The sequence below is a fragment of the Teredinibacter sp. KSP-S5-2 genome (genome assembly GCF_032773895.1).
Taxonomy (GTDB): Bacteria; Pseudomonadota; Gammaproteobacteria; order Pseudomonadales; family Cellvibrionaceae.
In genome coordinates this window covers 4,784,791-4,808,642 of record NZ_CP120416.1, presented here as the reverse complement: position 1 = coordinate 4,808,642, position 23,852 = coordinate 4,784,791, and the positions used below count along the sequence as shown (strand labels likewise).

Genomic DNA, 23,852 nt, shown 5'->3' with positions numbered 1-23,852 from the left:
CTTATTTGGTACGTGCTTTTTTGAGAAGATCGTTGATGGACTCCAGCAACACATCTTCTTGATAAGGTTTACCCATATAATTATCCACTCCCAAGCTGAAGGCGTGATCTCTATGTTTATCGCCAGTACGAGAAGTAATCATAATTATAGGTAAATGTTTCCAACGTCGCGTGGTTCTGATGTTTTTTGCCACCTCAAAGCCGTCCATACGCGGCATTTCAATATCCAACAGCATGACATCGGGGATGGTATCCTGAAGAATCTGGATAGCATCGACACCGTCTTTCGCGGTAATCACATTGAAACCATTACGTTCCAGGAAGCGACTGGTTACCTTACGCACAGTCACGGAATCATCCACGACCATGACTGTAGAAACTTTTTCAACTTCACCTTGATGCGACAAATCATCCATTTTTGGCAACTGAGGTGTGGCACGTGCAATTTCTTCCCGAACGATAGCGTGAGTATCCAGGATAACAACAACACTACCATCCCCCATCACGGTTGCACCAGATAGCCCTTGCACCGCTGAAAACTGTTGCCCCAGGCTTTTCACTACAATTTCCCGGCTGCCTTGCAACGAGTCGACTTGTAGAGCCATTGTGTGCTCGGCTGAGCGCACCAACAGAACGGGAAGTGGCAGTGCCTGCCCTTCCAGTTTGGGCCGCGTAGTACTACCCAGAAGACTGCCGAGATAACGAACCTGATAATTTTCCCCAGCATATTCAAAACGGGCATTCGGGTCGTTGTAATAGTGCTCCAACTCAAATGGACTGACTCGCACAATACCTTCGATGGAGTTTAATGGTACCGCGTAGTTATCCGGCCCCAAGGTCACCATCAACGCGCGGTTAACCGACACGGTGAAAGGCAAACGGATAACAAACTCTGTGCCTTTACCCCACTCAGAATTGATTTTTACCGAACCACCCAACTGCTTAATTTCAGAGGTCACCACATCCATGCCCACACCCCGACCGGAAATGTGTGTGACATTTTCAGCAGTACTAAAGCCGGCATGGAGAATAAATTGTAATACCTCGTGATCGCTTAACCGGGCATCTGGAGCCATGAGACCACGCTCAACCGCTTTCTCCCGAACACGCTTGAGGTTAATACCCCGGCCATCATCAGCCAGGCGGATAATCACGTCACCACCTTCGCGGCCCAATGTTAGAACAATACGTCCAGATTCAGACTTACCTGAATCAATACGGTCTTCCGGCATTTCGATACCGTGATCCACCGCATTACGCAGCATATGCTCTAGGGGCGGTACCATGCGTTCCAATACGGAACGATCCAATTCACCTTCAACGTTATCTAATTCAAAGCTAACGTTTTTACCTAATTCAGACGCGACCTGACGAACTATTCGGCGCAAACGCGGCACCAAACGTGAGAATGGCACCATACGCGAGCGCATCAGACCTTCTTGCAAGGTGGTATTAATGCGCGACTGCTGCAACAAAACAGTTTCGGTGTCACGTACTTTATCTTCCAGCGTATTCTTCAAATCCACCAAGTCGGATGCGGACTCTGTCAGCGAACGCGACAACTGCTGCAACTGAGAGTACCGGTCCATTTCGAGTGGGTCGAACTCATCATGTGCCGCCATTTGCTCCTGACGGAATAGAACCTGAGCTTCTGTTTCGATATCGAGACGCCTTAACTGCTCTTGCAAACGCGCCAGAGTTGCATCCATTTCATCGAGCGAGAAGCTAAAATCACTAACCTGCTCTTCCAAACGACCACGACTGATCGATGTCTCACCAGCCAGGTTTACCAACTCTTCCAATAGTTCAGAGGAAACTTTAACAACCTCTTGCGGAGCGGCTTTTTTCGCAATGGCTGTAGCAGCCTGCTGCCCACCGCCGGAAGTTCTTGGCATACTGAAGCCAGTGTCTCCGCCGCCGCTTGGAGGGGGAGCCACTTCTTTGGCTTTCGGAGCAAAGGGCACAACAATGCCTTTGGAATCGGTATCTTCGCTTTTAACCTCTGGTTTTGCTTCTACGACAGCTGGTGCTTCAACCTGAACGCTTTCCGGAGCCTTAGGCTCAATAGGCTCAGGCTTACCATCAGGATTCGCTTCGGCATAAGCTGCACCGCTTTCCTGGAAGTCTCTTACTGCACGTACACCACCGAGAACCTGATCCTGGTAGCTGTGTACCTGAGAAAAGAATGCGTCATCCACAACATCAAGATTGGCCGCAATCAGAAAGCTTTCATATTCGTGGGTTAGTTCACCCAGGTTAGGTAATCCAGCTAAACGCGAACCACCTTTAAGTGTGTGCAGGCAACGTTTAATTTGATCGACAGCACCGTAGTCCGACCAGTTAGATTCCCATTGATGAATGGCTTCATCCAACTCTTCAACCAGCTCGTCGGCTTCCTCAAGGAAGACTTCCAGAATATCCGAGTCAAAATCTTCGCTGTGGGTATCGATGGTATCGAGCAGGCCAGCAAAACTCCCACCGCTGCCACTTTGCTCGACCAGCTCAGCAACCTGTTCTTCTACTTCACCCGCATCATCGGGGACAGGTATATGTGCTTGTTCTGTTTCTGTTTCTGTTTCTGTTTCTGTTTCTGTTTCTGTTTCTGTTTCTGTTTCTGTTTCTGTTTCTGTTTCTGTTTCTGTTTCTGTTTCTGTTTCTGTTTCTGTTTCTGCAACAGTGTCCGTTGTTTCTTCTGAAAGACTTTCTATATCCGCCGCGGAATCAGAAGGAAGCTCTACTTCAATTTCGTCTTCAAGCTCAAAGCTTTCAGCAAAACCTTCTTCCGAATCTTCATCCTCATCGACCAGTTCAATTTCGATTTCTTCTTCGGAATCGTATGCTTCTTCATTAAAGGCCTGAGGTTCATCAACCTCTATTGGCTCTACCACCAACTCTTCACTTAAAACAATATCTTCGTCTTCTGTGAAGCTGACAACAGTTTCATGCTCCTCGTCGGAGACAATACTCTCATCAATATATTCTTCTGCCGGAACGTCTTCCTGCTGAGCAGGTTCTCCGCGAAGTAAGAGCGACTCTAGTGCGGCTACAATATTTTCCGATGGCGGTGCCATAAGTTGGCCGGCAGCCACGGCATCAACCATATCCAACAGGGCTTCATGCGCTTCACGAGCAATTGCGTAATAGTCTTCATCGAAGCTCTGCTGTCGATTTTTCAGTTGAATATGCAACTTATTCAGGTCACTACTGATGCGTTCCATTGCCGGCAAGTTGGCTTGCTTGGCACCTTCTGTGAGTGCAGCCAATTCTTCAATCAGTTCTGGTAACTTATCTTTGCTCTCAGGAGTTGCCTTCCAATCATCAAGCAGCACATCAGCATCAAGCAGCAGTTCCATTTCTTCAGCCATGAAGATGGAGAGTAACCGGGGATCAACCTGTTTTTGTCCGTCCTTGATCGCTTCTTTCTGATGAATCAGGTGGCCTACAGATAGTTCACGTAACTCCGCACAACGCGCCAGGAATTGAGGCAAGCGAGGGATGTCAACCAGCTCTTTACGGTCGATTTGTTGAATACCCGCATTCACGTACTCAACACCGTCTTTTATGAGCTGCAAAATATCTGGCGTTAGTGATACCTGATAGGTCACTAACTCTTTTACAAATAATTCGAGCGGTTCAGCCACACCACCAATCGGTGTGATTTGCGCCATTTTGGCGCTGCCTTTAAGTGTATGCAGCGCGCGCTGTAATTCATTGGTAGGCGGTGAATAAATTGGCGCTTCCTGATCCTGATGCCGAATAAAATCCCTCACCGTTGTCAGGTGAGTTTTGGCTTCGGATGAGAAGATCTCTCTCAATAACTGCGCTTCATCTTCATCGCCATCGTCTTTATCCGCGTCAGTTACTTGTGTTGCAGCTGGTTCTGAAGACTGTACGACCAACTCTGGGAATTGGCCTTCCGACATGGCTTTACCCCAAGCCATGTATTGTTCTGTCAGTTCATGCTCAGGGTTAGGCTTGTTATGGGCAAATGCATCGATCAAAGTTGGCAATAGTTCCAACACCATTTTGATCAACTCAGCGTGCTTCGCGTCTGCCGTCACAGTGTTGTCAATTACACGATTAAGCATGTTTTCGACAGACCAGGCCAGCTCACCTATATCATGAGCATTCACCATGCGACCGCTGCCTTTTAATGTGTGGAAGGCTCGACGCACGACAGTCAGGGAATCCTGATCATCCATATTAGCCTGCCATTTAGGGAAATACTCATCGAGTGTTTCTCTAACTTCCCCGGCCTCTTCGATGAAGATTTCGACGATTTCGTCGTCTATTTCATCCTCTTCCTCGTCTTCATCGACATCGATACTTTCAACTGCAGGCTCAGGCTCCAGTGCAGAAGCAATAGACTCAGGAACGGATTCAGCATAGTCCTGAGATTCTTCTATTTCAGGTTCAGTAACCTCGTTTTCAGAAGCGACTACTTGCTCTTGAATATCATCTTCAGCAAGTGCCTGCTCAAGCTCTGGAGAAGCCTGCGCAACCACTTCTTCAATCGTTTGTTCAACGATAATTTCTTCTTCGACTGCTTGCTCTTCTTGAGTTCGTGTCGCTTCCGTCGTGCCAGCACTCACGCCTGGACCATAGCCCAGAATAGCTAAGCTTTGTTCCGCCACATCAAGCAGCGCATCGGCATCCTCTTCAAAATCATTGGCAAGCTGTTCTAAATAATATTCAACACTGGAAATTGCATCAGCCAAGGCATCTAGTGAAGACCACTCTGGATGTTCTTCCCCTTCAACCAGCTTTTCTCGAATATACCGATCACACTCACCGAGAATTTCTCCCGCTCTGGGTAACGGAATCATATCCAGGCCGCCACGAATATCGTGCAGCAACGAGCCAATATTCGATAGGTGGTCTTTATCCCATTTGGAAGAAATGTATTCAACGATGGCGTCTTTGGCTTTATCTAAACCACTTTGACATTCACGAATAACCGTTACTTTGGCCTGATCAATCTCGATCTCTCTTTCATCAAGATTATCCAAATCTTTGTTTTTACCAACAACACGCGAAATAGCTTCGAGTCGATGCTCTATTTCAACAAAGCGGCCAGCAACTTCCATTAATACATCTTCGTTTACCGACGCCGATGTACTCATCAATTCAAGTACTTCATTTTGTTGCAGTACTTGTTTACGCAGATCTCCGATTCCCAGTATTGCCAAGGTATCGGCTACTCGTTTTACAACAGGAAGGATTTCTTTTAATTCTTCAGCAGAATCATGACTAATTGCTTCTTCCAAAATTCTTTGAATGGAATAAAGCTCATCGCTTAAGGCCACGACCACAGAACGAACGGCCTCTGGATCCGGTGCCGACAAACCGTCTCGATCACGACCATCAGAGCCCGCAGAACCTTTAAGTAATGCAGAATCTAATTTGTAATCTTCTTTAACTTTTGCGATTTTTTCGCTGCCATCTTCCGCACCGGCAACGTAATACAACAAGTTTTTCAGCAGGGTTTCGCGCGGTTCGACATTTAGACTTTGCGGTGCTTTCTCCGCAAGTAGCCGTAACTCTCTGGCCAAATGTCGAAGTAAACCACGGACAGCAACACTTAATTCAATATCGTCGCGCACCAAGCCATCGATCATGGCACTGGCTACCGTCCAGGTGGGATAACTCTTTGTCCCTTGGGTTAATAATTCCAGACGGGAAAAAACTTTATCCAGATAACCGAGGTTTTCTTCAATGCCAATACCGCGTAACACACTGGCCGCAGCGAACTGGTACATCTCCCGCAATTTTTTAAGCACCTGCACCAGCTTTTCAGGATTGCTGGCGGCGGGATGCATCTTACCTTTAACGGTTTTTATTACCGAAAGATCGGGAGAAAATAAATTGGTTTCCGTTAATAAACTTTGTTTACGAACCGCACGCAAGTCATTCAGGAGTGGTAGAACAATTCCCGGATGATCGTCTTTACTGGATTTTACGTGATCCAGATACAAGGGTAACTGGAGCAGCGAACGCATCAGTACTTCATGCGCTTCTGTCGCACTGGATACAGATTGATTCAATATTGCCTGAGCTAGTTGTTCCATTTCCTCGGCAAGAAGTGAGGCTCCGTGGAACTCCACCATTTGCAAGCTGCCGTGCACTTGATGGATATACGTTAGACAAAAACGTAGACGAGTCGAATCCTTTGGGTCTTCCACATAGGACTCAAGCGCCTGACGTGCATCCTTGAGGGTATCGTCTATTTCATTGACGACCCAATCCAAGGCTGCAAAGTTACGTTTTTCTCCCATAAGCCTATTTAACCCCTATCAAGACCAAGCTCATTTGTGTGTATAGGCCTGAACTTCATCAACAGCGACACGAGTAATATCTCTGTGCACCCAATCTACGACTTCACCAAGTCCAATCACAATAATGCCGCCTGGTTTTAGACGCTCGACAAAAGCATTCATGATTTCGTGACGCAACCAGCGACGGAAATAAATCAACAGGTTTTGGCAGAAAATCACATCCAGTTTTATGGTGGGCATTTCGCTGATGTTTAAGACATTGGCATGGTTAAAACACACTCGCTCTTTGAGCGCTCCACCTAACTGATAACGTCCATTTTCCAGCTGGCTAAAGTATCTCTGGCGATAGTGTGGCTCCATCATTTCCACTTTTCGCTGTGGATAAACACCGGTTTTGGCAATCGTTAATGCCGCCCTGCTGATATCCGAGGCAATAATTCCATAGTAGGGCTCTCGACGTGCAAACTCGTAACAGTCGTTTAATGTCATACCCAGAGAATAGGGTTCTTCGCCCGAAGAACAGCCAACACTCCAGACATCAAAAGAACCGTTGACGTCGTTATTATTTATTTTTTCCTGCAGATAATTTCGCACAAAATCAATGGAAGGTTTATGGCGAAAAAAACTGGTTTCTTTTACTACGAGGCGGTCGATTAATACCGACCATTCCATCAAGCCGTTTACCCCATCGATCACGCGATTGTAATACTGAGAATAATCGCTATGCCCAAGCTCGCGCATGCGCATGGAAACCTGGGTTTGTAAAAACACCCGCTGCTGATCACTGAGGCAAATGCCCGCGCGCTCTTCCAGTAACTTACTCCACTGATCAAACTGTTGATCGGTGAGGTCTGGAGCTGCTTGCAAAGACCAAATCATGAGTGAATAACCCGTCGGTTAATTATCGTTTGCTATCGTCATCAAACCCTTCGAGGGATACATCTTCTCCAAGGTCTTCAGGTAACGCATCATCAAGAGACAGATCAACCACCTCATCTTCCAGGGTGGTGTAATCCTCATCTATCCCGTAATCACCGGACTCGTCCACTTCCATATCCATATCAACCACGTCTTCTTCCGCGAGTTGAGCTGCATACTCTTCTTCCTGAATAAGGTCTTCTGTGGAAAATTCAGTCGTATCTGAAGACAGCTCTCTGTCTTCGCTATCCTCATCACCCATTTCATCAGGAAGCTTAAAGTCTTGTACCGAACCACGAAGTTCGGAAGCCATGTCGGACAGGTTACCAATCGCCGTTGCGGTGGCAGTTGTACCCGCAGAGGTTTGCGAGGTAATTTCCTGAATAACGTTCATCGTATTGGAGATGTGACCAGCGGATGAGGCTTGTTGACGTGCTGCGTTCGAAATGTTTTGAATCAATTCCGCAAGGTTAGCCGATACCGTTTCGATTTCTTCCAGAGCAACACCCGCGTCTTGTGCCAAGCGGGCTCCACGTACCACCTCAGAAGTGGTTTGCTCCATCGAGATTACCGCTTCGTTGGTGTCGTTCTGAATGGCTTTTACCAGAGATTCAATCTGCTTGGTTGCTGTTGCGGAACGTTCCGCAAGGCGTTGAACCTCATCCGCTACCACCGCGAAGCCTCGACCAGCGTCACCGGCCATAGATGCCTGGATCGCGGCGTTAAGTGCAAGAATATTTGTTTGGTCAGCAATGTCGTTAATCAGACTTACGATATCACCAATCTCCTGTGACGATTCACCCAGGCGTTTAATACGTTTCGAAGTATCCTGAATCTGTTCACGAATGGTATCCATCCCGTGGATGGTGTTTTGTACCACTTTTGCGCCGTTGTTCGCGATCGATACCGACCGCTCCGCAACACCCGCTGACTCAGCGGCGTTAGCCGATACCTGGTCAATAGTGACCGCCATTTCATTTACCGCAGCGGATGCCCCTGCAATTTCCTGCGCCTGGTGCTCAGATGCCTCAGCCAGGTGAAGTGCTGTCTGCTGTGTTTCTTTTGATGCCGACGCAACCCGTTCAGATGTTTCGTTAATCCGCGAAACCAGAACCCTGAGTTGGTCAACCGTATAGTTAATCGAGTCCGCAATCGCACCCGTAAAGTCTTCCGTTACCGTTGCTGTGGTGGTTAAGTCACCGTCTGCCAGGTCGGCCAGCTCATCAAGAAGTCGAAGAATCGCGTTTTGGTTTCGCTCATTGGTTTCCGCTGTTTCTTTCAAACGAGCATTCGTTGCCTGGTTTAATTGCCAACCAATCAGAATCAAACACAACAGACCGAATGCACCAACCCCAAGTAAAACTGTGTTGTTTACGCTCCGTTCGGATGGCAGAGCACTCACTTTGTCAGACAGGGAGGTTAAAGATTCAAGTAGTAGCGGAGAGTCATCAAGAATTTTGTTGGAAGCCTGGCGAGCTCGGAATAGAGATGGAGACGCCTCAAAGATTTCTCTCACCGAACCACTAACAAATTCAAAGAGTTCGCTGATTTCGTCCAAACTGGCATTGGCTTCAGGATCAGTTACTCGAGAAATACTCATGGCGACATCACCAGTTTTCATACCAGCCAGGACTTTTCCGAACAAGCTGGCATCGAGGTTAAACTGGTCTGCTGCGCGGTCAGCGTCAACACCACCACGAAGCATTTTGTCTACGTTTCGACCAATACGTTCCGCACGCCAGGACTGCATTTGTGCCACAGACACTTGGTCAGCAGGAGCCTCGTTTTCCAACAGAATTTCAACAATATTGTTATGTTCCGCCTGCAGTTCTGGAAGGGATTCATTCAGCGTAGTTGCAACGTCATGAAGAAATACAATCGTATCCTTGTTTTCAATAATGACCTTGGCGTTACTGGACACTTCGTTCCATACACCTTCAAACGCGCTGATTTCTTTCGACAGAATCAAACGGGTTTGATTGTCACTACTCTTCAACTGCTGCCAATAGGACTCCATGCTTGCCACAACTCGGCTGAGTTGAGTAAATGCTTCTTGGTCCCCCCCTGTCGCATCTCGCGTCAGTGCAGTCAGCTGGTACGAGGATGCCCTCAGGTTACCAATAGTCTGCAAATAGCTTTGGTCGCGAGCAGCATCTTTAAGTAGCTGATAAATGATCAGGGCTATCAAGACACCACAGCCGATCAAGGCAAGAATTAAAGATGCTAACACGGGGTTAGCTTTGACCCGAGCAATCAGGCCGACGGAATCACTCTTCATACGACGCTCCCAAGCGAATGTATGTATTGCCAGTTATAATTTTTTGCAATTGCCTATACGGCAAACATTTGGTTTTGAAAACTAAATTAATGAATTGGCTTTCGCCAATAGAACCCCAAAACAAGGCTCCAATTTCACTTACTTTATTTCACTCGCGCCCAATTCAGCAAATCTAATTCGTTAAACCGCTGCGGCGTTAGTAAAACGATCATCTTCAGCAAGGGTTTCCATGCGGAAAACCAACCATTGCTCCCCCTGCGCATTGGAGTATGAACCACGCACATAAGGGGCGATTGATTCAGGCAGCCCCTCAACAGACTCCCGAAAGCTATCTATATAAAAATGCTGCATACCGTAAGCCTGATCCACCACCAGGCCGCTGTATAACGTATCCGTTTCCAGCACCAGTACACGTCGTTGTTTTTTTTGTGATATTAACTTGCCACCCAAAAACTGCGGCAGATCGAACAACGCTAACAAACGTCCACGAACATTGGACAACCCTATAACCCAAGGCTGGACTCCAGGAAGACGTGTCGATTGAGGTAACTCCATAAGTTCTGCCACGATCCCCATGGGCGTGACAAACTTAAACCCCATAAAAGAAAAGCCTACACCACTCCATCTTGGCGCAGACTTCTGCTGTGCAGGAAGGCCTTTGGCCGATTGTTTACTTAGCGCTGCGAGACTCGCGAGTGCCTGATATGCCGCATCTTTTGACATCAATCCAACCGATTAACTACCTACGCCGACTTTTTTCATGGTGTCGAACAGTTCTTTTTCATCGATAGGTTTGGTCAAATAAGCTTTAGCCCCTTGACGCATCCCCCATACCCGATCCGTTTCTTGATCTTTGGTTGTCACGATGATGACGGGAATATGCGAAGTTTCGGTGGCTTTGGTTAGCTGTCTGGTAGCCTGAAAGCCGTTAAGCCCAGGCATCACAATATCCATTAACACCACATCGGGAAGCTCGGCCTTAGCCGTCGCTACACCTTCTTCACCATTCCCCGCAGTAATGACCGAATGGCCATTTTTTTCCAGCATGCTGGTCAACTTGTGGGTTTCCGTAGGTGAATCATCAACAATTAGTACTTTAGCCATGGTTCCCCCAGAAGAGCCTGGATTTTAAGTTGATTCAAAAATTAGCTTGCGTGCGCGACCTTAACATGTGCCTCAATCGCACCGATCAATTCTCCCTTGCTAAACGGTTTAGTCAAATATTGATCAGAACCTACAATTCGTCCTTTGGCCTTATCGAACAAGCCATCTTTACTGGATAGCATGATGACTGGTGTCGACTTGAATTCGCTGTTGTTTTTTATCAATGCACAGGTTTGATAACCATCCAACCTGGGCATCATGATGTCCACAAAAATAATATCAGGGCGCGTATCGGCAATTTTTGCCAACGCATCAAAACCGTCTGTAGCAGTGACCACGGTGCAACCCACTTTTTTCAATAGGGTTTCAGCCGTTCGACGAATAGTTTTACTGTCGTCGATAATCATCACTTTCAGGTGTTCTAAGTTCACGTCCATAAGAAGACCTTAACGTCGTTATCTATGACTCATAATAGCTGCAATAATGTGTTGTTACCGCACTTTAAGCCGATTACAGTAACTTTTAACACAGATTCGCAGTTTAATCTATAACTGCTTGAAAAAACGAGAAATCTCGTGATTTTGCCAAGTCGTTCAAAGGAGACTATTGCTTTCGCTTCTATGAATCCGTACCTTTTAGCATCGTCCAAAATCCAACTTTTTTCCAACAATTAATTTTTTCGGAGATTTTCTCTTGGACAAATCCAGTAACCCGATTGAAATTGGTGTAGTGATGGACCCTATCGAAGGAATCACGCACTACAAAGACACTACGCTTGCGCTTATGCTCGCTGCTCAAAAAAAAGGCTACCGACTTTACTATATGGAATTAAAAAGCCTATATCTTGATCAAGGAATCGCTTTCGCCAAAGGTAATTATATTAAAGTATTCGACGATGCAGAGTGTTGGTTTGAGAAAGAAGAAGAAAAGGTCATTAGATTAAGCACACTAAACGCGATTTTAATGCGTAAAGATCCGCCATTTGATAATCAATTTATCTATGCCACCTACATTCTTGAGCAGGCGGAAAAAGAGGGAAGCCTAATTATTAATCGCCCGCAAAGTTTACGTGACTGTAACGAAAAAGTGTTTGCCACCCACTTTCCTCAATGCTGTCCACCCGTCATTGTGAGCCAAGATCCTGAACGCTTAAAGAGCTTTCATAAAGAACACGGCGATGTCATATTTAAACCGCTCGACGGAATGGGAGGCAGTGGTATTTTTCGCTGTAAAAACGATGACCCCAATGTTAGCGTCATTCTCGAAACACTAACGAACCATGGCCAGGAATACATCATGGCGCAATCTTATATCCCGGACATCAGCAACGGCGATAAACGAATTTTAGTGGTCAATGGCGAACCGGTTCCCTATTGTCTGGCCAGAATTCCAGCAGAAGGAGAAACTCGGGGTAATATTGCCGCGGGTGGCCGAGGTGTTGCACAACCTCTATCCGATAGAGATCGCTGGATTGCCGAACAAGTCGCCCCCACATTGAAGGAGAAAGGGTTATTATTTGTCGGTCTGGATGTTATTGGCGACTACCTTACTGAGATCAATGTCACCAGCCCAACTTGTGCCCGCGAAATCGATAAGGCATATGGTACCGATATCGGCGGTTTATTAATGAACGCTATTGAAACTAAATTGCAATAATTAAAACACGAAACATGAACATTGAAGACGCTGTCAGCAGTAATGATCGATTAAGCTTTACCCTATTTATTGCGGCAGCAATTCACGCATTATTAGTGTTTGGTATCTCCTTCAAGATTGATAAAGGCAATACCATTGCGCCAACATTAAACATTACCTTAGCAACTCACAAATCTCAGGTTGAACCAGAAAAAGCGGATTTTCTGGCACAAATGAACCAAGAGGCAAGTGGTACAGCAGAAGAAGTCAAAGAGTTGTCAACCAAGAAGGTTGCCGAAATTGAAGACATCAGTATCCGCGACACATTTCAGGCTGCACACTTAAAAGAGTCCACACCTCAAACCGCAAGAAATCAATTATTGGCCACCATTCAAGACCAAAGCTTTGAAGTAAGTACCGATGAGCTTTCAGAAGAAGAGAAAGAAGAGGAAACCGACCCCGGTCATCAAGAAGAAGTCCCGTGGGTTAATCCAGAGATAGCAAGCCTGAGAGCCAAGCTCGATAAAATTAAACAAGATATGGCTAAGCAACCCCGAATTCGGAGACTCACTTCGGTTTCGACAAAAAAATCTTACGATGCTGAATACCTGTACAAGTGGTCACAAAAGATTGAAGCCATTGGCAATCAGAACTTCCCCGAAGAAGCCCTCCAAAAACAAATATTTGGCAACCTAAGGCTTTCCGTCACCATATACCCCAATGGTGCAGTAAAGAGCGTTGAAGTATTGCAGTCATCCGGTCACAGTATTCTGGATCGTGCAGCAGAACATATTGTGCGTCTAGCCAGCCCATTTGCGCCTTTCCCCAAAGAAATACGCTCCACCACAGACCAACTGGAAATCATCCGAACCTGGCGTTTTGAAATATCCGGCCTAAGCACCGGCAAGTAGTTTTTATTCAAAAAAAAGCGCAATGTATGCACCTAAATGCAATAAAAATATTTCACGATCAATAAAGTCAAATTTTCAGTAATTTGCCTTATCAAATGCTTGTTTTATCGGAAGCAGCCTTCATACTAAAAGTATGGGAACGCTGCAAAAAGAAGATATGAGTGCCACCGAAAGTTTACGCGATCATTTCCTGATCGCCATGCCATCGCTTGAGGGTTCAATATTCTCTCATTCGGTCACCTATTTGTGTGACCATAGCGAGCACGGCGCGATGGGCATCATTATTAATCAACCTATGGATATCACCATGGGCGATGTTTTCGATCAGCTTCAACTTTCCCGGCACAGCGCACATCGCAGCCAACCTGTTTTAGCCGGTGGCCCGGTCAATCTGGAACGCGGGTTTGTTCTTCACCGACAAAGCGGCCAATGGCAATCCACACTAAAAATTACCGACGAAATCTGTCTTACCGCATCCAAGGATATAGTGACCGCCATTTCCCGAGACGAAGGCCCCAAGAACGCTTTATTTGCTCTTGGTTACGCCGGCTGGGCACCCGGACAGCTTGAGTCAGAAATCGCGGAAAACAGCTGGTTAACCCTTCCCGCCGACAGTAATATTATTTTTGACGTACCCATTGAAGAGCGCTGGGCTGCGACGGCAAAACAGCTCGGTATCGATATGAATTTGATTTCCAGCATTGCTGGTCATGCCTAGTTAACTGGTACTAAATGCCCCCACCAAATATTACCAATGTTCTCGCTTTCGACTTTGGCACCAAGTCTATTGGTGTCGCCGTGGGCCAATCGCTGACAGGCTCAGGCGGCGAATTACCGCCCCTAAAAGCTGTTGACGGCATTCCCGACTGGCAGGAAATATACAGCCTGATACTGGAATGGCAACCAGACCTTGTCGTCGTTGGCTTACCGGTCAATATGGATGGCACAGAAATGGAAATGACCCGACGGGCCAGGAAATTCGGCAACCGGATCCACGGACGTTATGGCGTACCGATGGAGTTCTTCGATGAGCGCCTAACTACCAGGGAAGCAAAAGAAGAAGCCTTTCAACGTGGCCAGACGAGCAGCAACTACGCACGCAACCCGGTGGACTCAATTGCCGCACGTCTTATTTTAGAAAGCTGGTTTAGAAGTCAGCCCCAATAAACTCTTACTGAGCTACATGTCTGAAACCACATACTGAACCACACAAGAACCTGTCCCGTCATTGGTTCGTATCCACATAGGGTGTTTTGTTGTGTGAGCAGCTAAAATCAGCGCATAGGTGGCATTGTAGTTCGAATCAGCGGGATTCAACGCAATATAACCTTTAGATGTGGCATCACAAGTTAACTTGGACTCATCACCGGATGTGCTAATCAGCGTTCCACTACCAGGAGTTACTACAATTCTTGTAATAGTAACCCCAGTACAACCACTTGCGTCACAATCTGCAAATGCATTAATTGAGATAAAGGCGAGTATAAATAAAACTATTTTCATTCCATGTTCCTTGTTAAAAATCTTTTATTGTTCGATTGCCGATACCGATTAGCCTTTATACAGACAGGGCAGTATCAGCCGAAGAGGCCACGCATTCCCAGCCCAGCACTATAGTAACAAAGACATGAACTCTTATATTTCATTTAGCTCAAAAAAAACTAATAACCACCCCGCAGGAGGTGGTTTCAGATGAAGGGTGAAAGGCTAGAATAGACGTGTCCGATTACTTTCTTCGTCCTGAATACTTAATTCATCCGCCGCATTAGAGAGGTATTCCGCATCGGTTTCAGAACCGAGTTTAATCATCAAGCGCAGATCGTTTGGCGAGTCAGCATGAGCTAGTGCATCCTCGTAGGTAATTTCACCAGCGTCATATAATTCATACAATGCCTGATCGAAAGTCTGCATACCCTGCTCAGTGGATTTTTTCATCAACTCTTTCAGCTCGTGTACAGCGCCTTTTCGAATAATATCTGCCGCCAACGGCGTATTTAAAAACACCTCCAGACACGCTCGTCGCCCTTCTCCATCTGGAGTCGGAATAAGCTGCTGCGCCACAATAGCCTTCAGGTTCAGAGATAAATCCATCCACAATTGGGAATGTCGATCTGCCGGGAAGAAGTGGATAATACGATCTAATGCCTGGTTTGCATTGTTAGCATGCAACGTACATAAACATAGGTGACCAGTTTCAGCAAAAGCAATCGCATGGTCCATTGTTTCTCTGGTTCGCACCTCACCAATCAAAATTACGTCTGGAGCCTGCCGCAAAGTATTCTTCAGAGCCACCTCAAACGATTCGGTATCAATACCAACTTCCCGCTGGGTAATCACACAACCGTCGTGCTGATGAACAAATTCGATAGGGTCTTCAATGGAAATAATATGGCCTTTGGAGTTTTTGTTTCGGTGCCCAATCATCGACGCCAGGGAGGTTGATTTACCAGTACCCGTCGCCCCGACAAATATCACCAGACCACGCTTTACCATTGCCAACTCTTTAATAATCTCAGGCAATCCCAAGTCATCCACTTTCGGAATAGTGGTTTCGATACGCCTCAAAACCATTCCCGCCAGGTTTCGCTGATAAAACGCACTCGCCCGGAAACGCCCCACACCTCGCGCACTAATCGCAAAGTTCAACTCTTTGGTTTCCATAAATTCTTTGCGCTGCTTATCGTTCATCACACTCAAACAAATTTCACGTGATTTCTCCGGCGACAAAGGCGTAGTCGTGACAGGAACAATTTTTCCGTGCAATTTAATTGAAGGGGCGACACCCGCGGTAATAAATAAGTCGGACGCCTTTTTTTCCACCATTAAATTTAGTAAACGATCTAAATCCATCACAACTACCTACATTTTAGTTACGTACTTTATTGGCAGATAAAATACGTAAATGAATTTATTCAAAGTATTGATATATTCCGCATTAGCAAGAATACATCGAAGCCTATGCTTCCACTTATTTTTTGCGCAACACACTAAAACAAAACTAAAAGTTTTCGGGCATTTTGGCTTTTTCTTTGGCCACATCCCGATTAATAATTCGTCTTTCCACCAGATCGGCCAAGCATTGATCCATTGTCTGCATGCCAACTGAACCACCGGTCTGAATAGCAGAATACATTTGTGCCACTTTATCTTCCCGAATCAGGTTTCGAATTGCCGAGGTTCCGCGCATGATTTCGTGGGCAGCCACCCGGCCACCACCATTTTTCTTCATCAAAGTTTGCGAAACAACCGCCTCTAACGACTCCGACAACATGGAGCGCACCATGGCTTTTTCATTCGCAGGGAATACGTCCACCACACGGTCAATGGTTTTTGCTGCGGAGGTGGTATGCAGGGTACCGAATACCAAGTGACCGGTTTCTGCGGCCGTCAATGCCAATCGAATGGTCTCCAAGTCCCGCATCTCACCCACCAGAATAATATCCGGGTCTTCCCGCAGTGCGGATCGCAGAGCTTCAGCAAAGCCGTGGGTATCACGGTGAACCTCACGCTGGTTAACCAAACACTTTTTACTTTCGTGCACAAATTCGATCGGGTCTTCAATCGTTAGAACGTGGTGATACTTGTTTTCATTGATGTAATCGATCATCGCTGCCAGAGTCGTGGACTTACCCGAACCGGTCGGCCCGGTCACCAAAACCAACCCTCTAGGTACGGAGGACACATCGCGAAACACCTGCCCCATGCCCAGCTCTTCCATGGTCAATACTTTTGAAGGAATGGTACGAAACACCGCACCAGCACCACGGTTTTGGTTAAAGGCGTTCACCCTGAAACGCGCTACGCCGGGAACCTCAAAGGAAAAGTCCGTTTCGAGAAACTCTTCGAAATCCTTGCGCTGCTTGTCATTCATAATCTCATAAATCAAGGAATGCACTTGCTTGTGCTCCATCGGCGGCAGGTTGATCCTACGCACGTCCCCATCGACACGAATCATGGGAGGTAAGCCCGCTGATAAATGCAGGTCCGACGCACCTTGTTTTGCCGAGAATGCCAAGAGTTCAGTAATATCCATAGATTAACCTTTTTTATTTACAATCACGCCTGACCGCACTGAACCACAAGTACTCAGGCACTACATCAAAAATATTACCCACTAAGTATATGCACAACATGAGCAACAAACTAACCCAAGTTAAGAGCCGCATTCAACAGGCGGCGAAGTCGGCCAATAGAAATCCAGATGACATCACACTTTTAGCCGTCAGCAAAAAACAGAGTGTCGAAAAAGTACGCGAATTGATCCTACAAGGCCAACAGGACTTTGGCGAAAACTATTTGCAGGAGGCCATCGAAAAAATTGAGACATTAAATGACCAACAAGTACGATGGCATTTTATTGGCCCCATACAATCCAACAAAACACGATCTATTGCCACTCACTTTGATTGGGTTCACTCGGTGGATCGATTAAAAGTCGCGCAAAGGCTGAACGATCAACGCCCAGAACACTTACCCCCTTTAAAAATCTGTATTCAGGTCAATATAGATGGAGAAGACACTAAATCCGGTGTAAACCCAAGTGAAGTTGCTACTCTATGTCGAGAAATCGCCAAACTGGATAAGATAGAAATGCATGGATTAATGTGCATACCGGCCAAAGAAGGCACTGACGCATTTACTCGTATGCAGGCATTATTCAAAGCCGTTGGCGACGAGATCAGCCTTCACCATTGGGATACCCTGTCTATGGGAATGTCTGCAGATTTAGAAGAAGCCATAGACGCCGGTTCAACCATTGTTCGAGTAGGCACCGCCTTATTTGGTGAACGTAAGGTATAATCGCCGACCATCATTTCGCCCGTGCCACAGGAGGCCATTTTGACCGATTCAAATCATTCATCACCCACTCTTTCTGCTCAAACCCGAATTACCTTTATTGGCGCAGGTAATATGGCACGCAGCATTATTGGTGGCCTGATAAGTAACGGTCATCCCGGAAAAATGATCACAGCAACCAGTCCGTCCCAGGAAGAGCTGGATAAACTGGCCGAAGACTACAGTGTAAATACCAATACAGATAACAAGCAGGCGTTGGCGGATGCAGATGTTGTTGTACTGGCAGTCAAACCCCAGATTATGAAACCGGTTTGCTGCGAACTAGCCGAGGCCCTCCCAGAGCAAGCTCTGGTCATATCCATTGCAGCCGGTATCAGTGCAGCAAGCCTTGAAGCCTGGCTAAATACACCGCCATTAGTACGCTGTATGCCAAATACCCCCGCTCTTGTGCTTGAAGGTGCCAGCGGCCTGTACGCCAACAGCAAAGCCAGCGAAGAACAAAAACAACTCGCACACGCTATTCTGACGGCCGTTGGCGAAGTGACCTGGGTGGATACCGAAGCATTAATTGACAGTGTGACAGCCGTGTCTGGCAGTGGCCCGGCATATTTCTTCCTGATGATGGAAGCCATGATCGAAGCCGGCATTAAACAAGGTCTGGAAAGAGAAACCGCTGCAACACTTGCCATACAAACGGCCTTGGGCGCGGCAAAACTGGCCAAGCACAGTGATGTCGATGTCGCCGAACTGCGTCGCCGAGTCACCTCTCCCAAAGGCACAACCGAGCAGGCAATCAATAGCTTTGAAGCGAACGGTTTTCGCGATATGGTTGACCAGGCGATGCAGGCCTGCCGCACTCGAGCCGAAGAACTTGCTGAAGAATTAGGTGCTTAAACAACGCTATGACCACGATATCCGCTATTCTCATTTATCTTTTGCAGACACTCACAACGCTATTTCTATTATTTGTTATTTTGCGTTTTATGCTGCAAATCGCCAGAGCTGACTTTTACAACCCATTTTCACAGGCCGTCGTTAAAGTGACCAATCCGTTACTTATTCCAATGCGCAGGATTATTCCCGGCATATTTGGAATCGATATAGCGTCCATCATTTTGGCGCTGGTCATACAAGTGCTCTTTGGCACACTGTATTACTTCATTACTCAGAACGGCATTATGAACCCCGGCATTCTTCTTATATGGGGAATTATCGCCACACTCAATTACACCAGACTGATATGTATCGTTTGCCTTTTCATTGTGGTTATTTCCAGCTTCGTCGCCCCTTTTAGCCACCACCCTATACTCACGTTAGTGCGTCAGCTGATGCAACCACTCATCCAGCCCTTCCAACGAATAATCCCTCCCATGGGTGGCCTGGACTTCTCGGTCTTGTTCGTTTTTATCGCATTAGGCGTGGTTCAGATTATTCTTGTCAGCCTGGCGCAAACAACAGGATTAGACACCAAGGCTGTTGTGGGCTTCTTTTAAGCCATGCCCTCTCACTATCTATGGCAAGGTGATTCACTGATCTTGCATTGCCATCTGCAACCCAAGTCCTCACACGATGAGTTTTGTGGACTGCATGGTGACAGAATTAAGATCCGTATTACCGCGCCACCGATAGACGGAAAAGCCAATAGTCATTTACTAAAGTTTTTAAGTAAATCATTTGGTGTGGCGAAATCCCGGATTACTATTGTGTCCGGCGAGTTATCTCGCCAAAAAACTGTGAGCATTAGCAATCCAACAAAAGTTCCCGAAGGGGCGCTAGTTGAAACCAAATAATCATGATTCACCAATAGGAGCCGCGACCTGACAATGACGAAACCCAATGCAACAAACAGCTCGCCACCAGCCTATGAATCAGCGAGTTCCGTTGGCATAGTTACGCCAGAAGTCGTGCACTTCGATGAGCCTATTACACTTGCCAATGGCCGAATACTGAATGAATACCAGCTGGTGGTCGAAACCTACGGCAAGCTCAATGAAAAAGCTTCTAACGCAATTCTCATTTGTCATGCTCTATCCGGAAATCATCATGCAGCGGGTTATCACTCTCCCGAAGACAAAAGGCCCGGTTGGTGGGATGCTTATATTGGCCCAGGCAAACCCATAGACACCAACAAATTTTTTGTTGTTGCCGTCAACAATATTGGCGGATGCAGCGGCTCGACCGGTCCAACATCGATTAACCCAGAAACGGGCAAAGCCTGGGGGGCCGACTTTCCCAATCTGCGCGTTCGCGACTGGGTACACACACAGGCACGCCTGGCTGACAAACTGGGCATTCAAACCTGGGCAGCGGTTGTCGGTGGGAGCCTTGGCGGCATGCAAGCCATGCGTTGGTCACTGGAATACCCCGATCGAGTAAAACACTGCGTTGTCATCGCAGCAGCAATGAAGTTAACCGCACAAAATATCGCGTTTAACCAAACAGCCCGGCAGGCCATTTTATCGGATCCTAACTTTTTCGACGGCAACTACCTGGAAAAGGACACCATCCCTGCACACGGTTTATCCATTGCTCGAATGATCGGCCACATCACCTATTTATCCGACGATGGCATGGGCAAAAAATTTGGTCGTGAACTTCGATCAGGTACATTTGAACAAGGTGTGGAAGAACCGGTTGAATTCCAAATTGAATCTTACCTCCGCTATCAAGGCAGTAATTTTTCCAAATCCTTTGACGCAAATACCTATGTGTTGATGACCCGCGCACTGGATTATTTCGACCTCGCCAGAGAGTACGATGACGACCCGGCAAAAGCATTCAGCCATGCACAATGTAAGTTTCTGGTAGTGTCATTTACCTCCGACTGGCGTTTTGCGCCTGAACGCAGTCGGGAAATTGTTAACGCCCTAATCAAAGCCGATAAAGATGTTGTATATGCAGAAATCGAATCTTCTTATGGTCACGATGCATTTTTAATCCCCAATCAAATTCGATACTGGGACTTGTTTTCCAACTACATGCAAAAAATTTCGGTGGATTAAAAATGTCAGACAGTAATTTACGATTAGACCATCAAATCATTAGCCAATGGGTCAAGCCCAACTCTCGCGTACTCGACCTAGGATGCGGTGACGGAGAGCTATTGAAAGCACTGCATCAAAATAAACAAGCACATGGTTACGGAGTAGAAATCAATTCGGAAAACATCCTTCGCTGCATTGAGAATGATGTGAATGTAATCGAGCAAGACATCGACGAAGGTTTAAGTAATTTCGACGACCAAAGCTTCGACACCGTAATTATGTCGCAGGCTATTCAAACTATGATGCACCCCGACCGGGTTTTAATCGATATGCTCAGGGTGGGTCAGCAATGCATAGTCACCTTTCCCAACTTCGGACATTGGAAAGCCCGTTGGCATTTAGCCTTTCACGGGCAAATGCCCATTTCCGATCTACTGCCCTACGAATGGTACAACACGCCGAACATTCACTTTTGTACCTTCAAGGATTTCGAACACTTATGCACGGCACTTGATATTCAAGTACTGAATCGGGAAGTGGTTGCCACCAAATCCTTCGGCAGTTTCATGCAACATATTCACCCCAATTTATTTGGAGAAACCGCTTTATACCGGGTATGCAAAAAATGATGATCAAAAAAATAATAACGTTACTGATAGCATTAGGCTTACTGCATCACAGTGCATCCGCTCAAACTCCTGATCCTGGCTTCCAGCAGCACGGTCAATACACCGTTCATTACAGTATTTTTAGCAGTACATTTATTCTCCCTGACATTGCCAAAAGCTATAACTTGAAGCGCAGTAAAAATGAAGTACTGCTCAATATCATGGTTGCCAAAGGTGATCAGGCTGGCGGCGTGCCTGTGGCAATCGAAGGCACGGTAAAAAACATGCTGCAACAACAAAAGCCTTTAAAATTTATTACCATCGATGAAAAGGACACTGTGTACTATTTGGCTCCAATTCGAGTGAGCAATAAAGAAATTATGCACTTCACAATTTCGACCAAGCCAGAAGGGGCACAGACTCCGCTTATTACTCAATTCACCAAAACAGTGTATGCGGACAAATAATTTAGAGAGAGCAACATGCAAAAAATCATCTTGGCAAGCGGCAACCCAGGGAAATTAAAAGAATTTCAAATTTTACTGGCAGACTGTAATCTGGATGTTCGCCCGCAATCAGAATATGAAGTATCCGATGCTGACGAAATCGGTTTAACTTTTGTTGAAAACGCCATAATCAAAGCACGTCACGCATGCGAGGCAACTGGCCTTCCGGCAATAGCCGATGACTCTGGCATCGAGGTAGATGCATTAAAAGGTGCTCCCGGTATTTACTCTGCCCGATTTTCCGGCGAAGGCGCTACCGATGAAAAAAACAACCAGCGTTTGCTGTCACTGCTGGTCAACACACCAGAAGAAGAACGCAGTGCGCGCTATCAATGTGTGCTGGTCTATATGGAACACGCCAAAGATCCAACACCCATTATTTGTCAAGGCACCTGGGAAGGACGAATATTGGATACACCAGTAGGCGAAAACGGCTTTGGCTACGACCCACTTTTTTACGTACCGGAATATAAATGCAGTTCAGCAGAGCTGGACAAAAACCTGAAAAATAAAATCAGCCATAGAGCCAAAGCGATGCAAAAGCTCCTCGCTGTTTTACAAAACAAACAGACTCATGTCTAATCCAATATTGGCGGATTCGGCATTACCGCCTTTAGCTCTGTATATCCATATTCCCTGGTGTGTTAGAAAGTGCCCATATTGCGATTTTAACAGCCATAAAAAACCGGAACAGCTACCAGTAGAGGAGTACTGTTCCGCACTGATCAGGGATCTAAAAACAGAATCTGCTTTTGCTTTCAACCGAAAAATCAGTTCTATATTTTTTGGAGGCGGCACACCAAGTTTATTTCCGCCAAAAGCCATTGGCGAAATCATCGATGCAACTCAAAAGCATATCGGTATTGAAACCCATGCGGAAATCACTCTGGAAACCAACCCAGGTACAACAGAGTATTTCGATTTTGCAGAATTAAAAAAGACGGGGGTCAACAGAATATCTTTAGGCGTACAGAGTTTTCAAAACGAGCAACTCAAAGCGCTTGGCAGAATTCATGATCAAAGCCAGATATACACCGCCTATGAAAAAGCGCGGAAAGCAGGCATAGACAATATCAATATTGACCTTATGCACGGCTTGCCAGGCCAAACACCAGAGCTGGCTATTCAAGATATAGAGTGTGCAGTCGCCTTAGCGCCAGAACACCTTTCCTGGTACCAACTCACCATCGAACCCAATACGGAATTTTATTCCCGACCGCCACAGCTGCCAGAGGAAGATTACCTGGTGGATATTCAGGAGGCGGGACATAGCAAATTATCCGATGCCAATTATGTGCAGTATGAGATATCCGCCTACTCGCGCAAGGGTTATCAGTCGCAACACAATATCAATTACTGGCAATTTGGAGATTACATCGGCGTGGGTGCTGGAGCCCACGGCAAGCTCACTTTCCGCCATCCCGATCAGATAATCAGAACGCAGAAAACCCGCTTGCCCAAAGACTATTTAGGTAAAGAAACGAATAACCTATCAATCAAAAGTCAGATTGAAACAAATCAGTTACCCTTAGAATTTATGATGAACGGCCTCAGGTTAGTAAATGGCGTACCAATAAGCTATTGGCAAAGCCGGGCTCATGGTAACCTTAGCGAGCTGGAAACCTTAATTCAGCCTCTTATTAACAAAGGCTTGCTCGAATTTCATACAAATTCAGGCGACGTTGTTAATATTCGAGCAACAGAGCTGGGCAGGCACTATCTGAATACGGTTTTACAGGAATTTATTGCGGATTAAGTCCTTTTTCTTATACCAAATTTAAACAACACAACCACCTTTGTGCTGCTACACTGGTATAAGCCAAAGTATTATCTAAAG

The 23,852-nt window shown here is 46.3% G+C and carries 22 protein-coding genes; 13 read left to right on the top strand and 9 right to left on the bottom strand.

The genetic code is table 11. The features are described 5' to 3' along the window. Position 1: 1 nt before the first annotated feature. From P5V12_RS20675 to pilG, 6 genes are all read right to left on the bottom strand, one after another. Positions 2–6,274 carry an Hpt domain-containing protein gene (locus tag P5V12_RS20675; protein WP_316954979.1) on the bottom strand — a complete coding sequence of 2,091 codons (6,273 nt, stop codon included), beginning with the start codon at positions 6,272–6,274 and terminating at the stop codon, positions 2–4. 30 nt (positions 6,275–6,304) lie between these two features. Then, positions 6,305–7,153, bottom strand: coding sequence for a CheR family methyltransferase (locus P5V12_RS20670; protein ID WP_316954978.1), 849 nt, complete (start codon positions 7,151–7,153; stop codon positions 6,305–6,307). Between the two features lie 22 nt (positions 7,154–7,175). Further along, positions 7,176–9,470, bottom strand: a complete 2,295-nt coding sequence (locus tag P5V12_RS20665) for a methyl-accepting chemotaxis protein (RefSeq protein WP_316954977.1) — start codon at positions 9,468–9,470, stop codon at positions 7,176–7,178. Positions 9,471–9,650: 180 nt separating this feature from the next. Next, positions 9,651–10,193, bottom strand: coding sequence for a chemotaxis protein CheW (locus P5V12_RS20660; RefSeq protein WP_316954976.1), 543 nt, complete (start codon positions 10,191–10,193; stop codon positions 9,651–9,653). A 12-nt stretch (positions 10,194–10,205) separates the two neighbouring features. Next, entirely contained in the window at positions 10,206–10,574 is a 369-nt protein-coding gene (gene pilH / locus P5V12_RS20655; protein WP_316954975.1) for a twitching motility response regulator PilH, read from the bottom strand. A gap of 41 nt (positions 10,575–10,615) precedes the next feature. Then, positions 10,616–11,011 carry a twitching motility response regulator PilG gene (pilG, locus tag P5V12_RS20650; protein ID WP_316954974.1) on the bottom strand — a complete coding sequence of 132 codons (396 nt, stop codon included), beginning with the start codon at positions 11,009–11,011 and terminating at the stop codon, positions 10,616–10,618. Positions 11,012–11,306: 295 nt separating this feature from the next. Between pilG and gshB the strand changes: the two genes are divergently transcribed. The 4 genes from gshB to ruvX all read left to right on the top strand — a co-directional run bounded on the left by gshB (position 11,307) and on the right by ruvX (position 14,287). Beyond that, positions 11,307–12,230: a glutathione synthase gene (gshB, locus tag P5V12_RS20645; protein WP_316957461.1), complete on the top strand. Its 924-nt coding sequence runs from the start codon at positions 11,307–11,309 to the stop codon at positions 12,228–12,230. A gap of 14 nt (positions 12,231–12,244) precedes the next feature. Then, on the top strand, positions 12,245–13,120 hold the full coding sequence (locus P5V12_RS20640; RefSeq protein WP_316954973.1) for an energy transducer TonB: 876 nt from the start codon (positions 12,245–12,247) through the stop codon (positions 13,118–13,120). Positions 13,121–13,277: 157 nt separating this feature from the next. Further along, a complete protein-coding gene (locus P5V12_RS20635) occupies positions 13,278–13,838 on the top strand; it encodes a YqgE/AlgH family protein (protein ID WP_316954972.1) in 561 nt (186 codons plus the stop codon). Between the two features lie 14 nt (positions 13,839–13,852). After that, the gene (ruvX, locus tag P5V12_RS20630; protein ID WP_316954971.1) at positions 13,853–14,287 is read left to right on the top strand and encodes a Holliday junction resolvase RuvX; all 435 of its coding nucleotides are present in this window, start codon (positions 13,853–13,855) and stop codon (positions 14,285–14,287) included. A gap of 12 nt (positions 14,288–14,299) precedes the next feature. On the opposite strand, the gene P5V12_RS20625 is transcribed toward ruvX, so the two are convergent. The 3 genes from P5V12_RS20625 to P5V12_RS20615 all read right to left on the bottom strand — a co-directional run bounded on the left by P5V12_RS20625 (position 14,300) and on the right by P5V12_RS20615 (position 17,153). Then, positions 14,300–14,623, bottom strand: coding sequence for a hypothetical protein (locus P5V12_RS20625; RefSeq protein WP_316954970.1), 324 nt, complete (start codon positions 14,621–14,623; stop codon positions 14,300–14,302). A gap of 204 nt (positions 14,624–14,827) precedes the next feature. Beyond that, positions 14,828–15,970 carry a PilT/PilU family type 4a pilus ATPase gene (locus tag P5V12_RS20620; RefSeq protein WP_316954969.1) on the bottom strand — a complete coding sequence of 381 codons (1,143 nt, stop codon included), beginning with the start codon at positions 15,968–15,970 and terminating at the stop codon, positions 14,828–14,830. A gap of 148 nt (positions 15,971–16,118) precedes the next feature. After that, a complete protein-coding gene (locus P5V12_RS20615; protein WP_316954968.1) occupies positions 16,119–17,153 on the bottom strand; it encodes a type IV pilus twitching motility protein PilT in 1,035 nt (344 codons plus the stop codon). 89 nt (positions 17,154–17,242) lie between these two features. On the opposite strand from P5V12_RS20615, the gene P5V12_RS20610 reads away from it, so the two are divergent. The 9 genes from P5V12_RS20610 (at position 17,243) to hemW (ending at position 23,771) form a co-directional block, all read left to right on the top strand. Continuing rightward, positions 17,243–17,920: a YggS family pyridoxal phosphate-dependent enzyme gene (locus tag P5V12_RS20610; RefSeq protein WP_316954967.1), complete on the top strand. Its 678-nt coding sequence runs from the start codon at positions 17,243–17,245 to the stop codon at positions 17,918–17,920. A 111-nt stretch (positions 17,921–18,031) separates the two neighbouring features. Continuing rightward, on the top strand, positions 18,032–18,811 hold the full coding sequence (gene proC, locus P5V12_RS20605; RefSeq protein WP_316957460.1) for a pyrroline-5-carboxylate reductase: 780 nt from the start codon (positions 18,032–18,034) through the stop codon (positions 18,809–18,811). A gap of 8 nt (positions 18,812–18,819) precedes the next feature. After that, positions 18,820–19,410: a YggT family protein gene (locus tag P5V12_RS20600; protein ID WP_316954966.1), complete on the top strand. Its 591-nt coding sequence runs from the start codon at positions 18,820–18,822 to the stop codon at positions 19,408–19,410. Between the two features lie 3 nt (positions 19,411–19,413). Beyond that, the gene (locus tag P5V12_RS20595; RefSeq protein ID WP_316954965.1) at positions 19,414–19,707 is read left to right on the top strand and encodes a DUF167 family protein; all 294 of its coding nucleotides are present in this window, start codon (positions 19,414–19,416) and stop codon (positions 19,705–19,707) included. A gap of 33 nt (positions 19,708–19,740) precedes the next feature. After that, a complete protein-coding gene (locus P5V12_RS20590; RefSeq protein ID WP_316954964.1) occupies positions 19,741–20,919 on the top strand; it encodes a homoserine O-succinyltransferase MetX in 1,179 nt (392 codons plus the stop codon). A gap of 2 nt (positions 20,920–20,921) precedes the next feature. Beyond that, positions 20,922–21,530, top strand: coding sequence for a methionine biosynthesis protein MetW (gene metW, locus P5V12_RS20585; RefSeq protein WP_316954963.1), 609 nt, complete (start codon positions 20,922–20,924; stop codon positions 21,528–21,530). Further along, positions 21,527–21,976: a DUF4426 domain-containing protein gene (locus P5V12_RS20580; protein WP_316954962.1), complete on the top strand. Its 450-nt coding sequence runs from the start codon at positions 21,527–21,529 to the stop codon at positions 21,974–21,976. Before metW ends, P5V12_RS20580 begins: the two co-directional genes overlap by 4 nt. A 15-nt stretch (positions 21,977–21,991) precedes the next feature. After that, positions 21,992–22,597 carry an RdgB/HAM1 family non-canonical purine NTP pyrophosphatase gene (rdgB, locus tag P5V12_RS20575; protein ID WP_316954961.1) on the top strand — a complete coding sequence of 202 codons (606 nt, stop codon included), beginning with the start codon at positions 21,992–21,994 and terminating at the stop codon, positions 22,595–22,597. After that, positions 22,590–23,771 (top strand): radical SAM family heme chaperone HemW, encoded by a 1,182-nt coding sequence (hemW, locus tag P5V12_RS20570; protein ID WP_316954960.1) that lies wholly within the window; start codon positions 22,590–22,592, stop codon positions 23,769–23,771. The genes rdgB and hemW overlap by 8 nt, the downstream gene beginning before the upstream one ends. Positions 23,772–23,852: the final 81 nt, after the last annotated feature.

Coding starts and splice junctions, on each gene's coding strand:
- P5V12_RS20675 (WP_316954979.1), bottom strand. CDS start 6,274: ATGGGAGAAAAACGTAACTTTGCAGCCTTGGATTGGGTCGTCAATGAA.
- P5V12_RS20670 (WP_316954978.1), bottom strand. CDS start 7,153: ATGATTTGGTCTTTGCAAGCAGCTCCAGACCTCACCGATCAACAGTTT.
- P5V12_RS20665 (WP_316954977.1), bottom strand. CDS start 9,470: ATGAAGAGTGATTCCGTCGGCCTGATTGCTCGGGTCAAAGCTAACCCC.
- P5V12_RS20660 (WP_316954976.1), bottom strand. CDS start 10,193: ATGTCAAAAGATGCGGCATATCAGGCACTCGCGAGTCTCGCAGCGCTA.
- pilH (WP_316954975.1), bottom strand. CDS start 10,574: ATGGCTAAAGTACTAATTGTTGATGATTCACCTACGGAAACCCACAAG.
- pilG (WP_316954974.1), bottom strand. CDS start 11,011: ATGGACGTGAACTTAGAACACCTGAAAGTGATGATTATCGACGACAGT.
- gshB (WP_316957461.1), top strand. CDS start 11,307: ATGGACCCTATCGAAGGAATCACGCACTACAAAGACACTACGCTTGCG.
- P5V12_RS20640 (WP_316954973.1), top strand. CDS start 12,245: ATGAACATTGAAGACGCTGTCAGCAGTAATGATCGATTAAGCTTTACC.
- P5V12_RS20635 (WP_316954972.1), top strand. CDS start 13,278: ATGAGTGCCACCGAAAGTTTACGCGATCATTTCCTGATCGCCATGCCA.
- ruvX (WP_316954971.1), top strand. CDS start 13,853: ATGCCCCCACCAAATATTACCAATGTTCTCGCTTTCGACTTTGGCACC.
- P5V12_RS20625 (WP_316954970.1), bottom strand. CDS start 14,623: ATGAAAATAGTTTTATTTATACTCGCCTTTATCTCAATTAATGCATTT.
- P5V12_RS20620 (WP_316954969.1), bottom strand. CDS start 15,970: ATGGATTTAGATCGTTTACTAAATTTAATGGTGGAAAAAAAGGCGTCC.
- P5V12_RS20615 (WP_316954968.1), bottom strand. CDS start 17,153: ATGGATATTACTGAACTCTTGGCATTCTCGGCAAAACAAGGTGCGTCG.
- P5V12_RS20610 (WP_316954967.1), top strand. CDS start 17,243: ATGCACAACATGAGCAACAAACTAACCCAAGTTAAGAGCCGCATTCAA.
- proC (WP_316957460.1), top strand. CDS start 18,032: ATGGCACGCAGCATTATTGGTGGCCTGATAAGTAACGGTCATCCCGGA.
- P5V12_RS20600 (WP_316954966.1), top strand. CDS start 18,820: ATGACCACGATATCCGCTATTCTCATTTATCTTTTGCAGACACTCACA.
- P5V12_RS20595 (WP_316954965.1), top strand. CDS start 19,414: ATGCCCTCTCACTATCTATGGCAAGGTGATTCACTGATCTTGCATTGC.
- P5V12_RS20590 (WP_316954964.1), top strand. CDS start 19,741: ATGACGAAACCCAATGCAACAAACAGCTCGCCACCAGCCTATGAATCA.
- metW (WP_316954963.1), top strand. CDS start 20,922: ATGTCAGACAGTAATTTACGATTAGACCATCAAATCATTAGCCAATGG.
- P5V12_RS20580 (WP_316954962.1), top strand. CDS start 21,527: ATGATGATCAAAAAAATAATAACGTTACTGATAGCATTAGGCTTACTG.
- rdgB (WP_316954961.1), top strand. CDS start 21,992: ATGCAAAAAATCATCTTGGCAAGCGGCAACCCAGGGAAATTAAAAGAA.
- hemW (WP_316954960.1), top strand. CDS start 22,590: ATGTCTAATCCAATATTGGCGGATTCGGCATTACCGCCTTTAGCTCTG.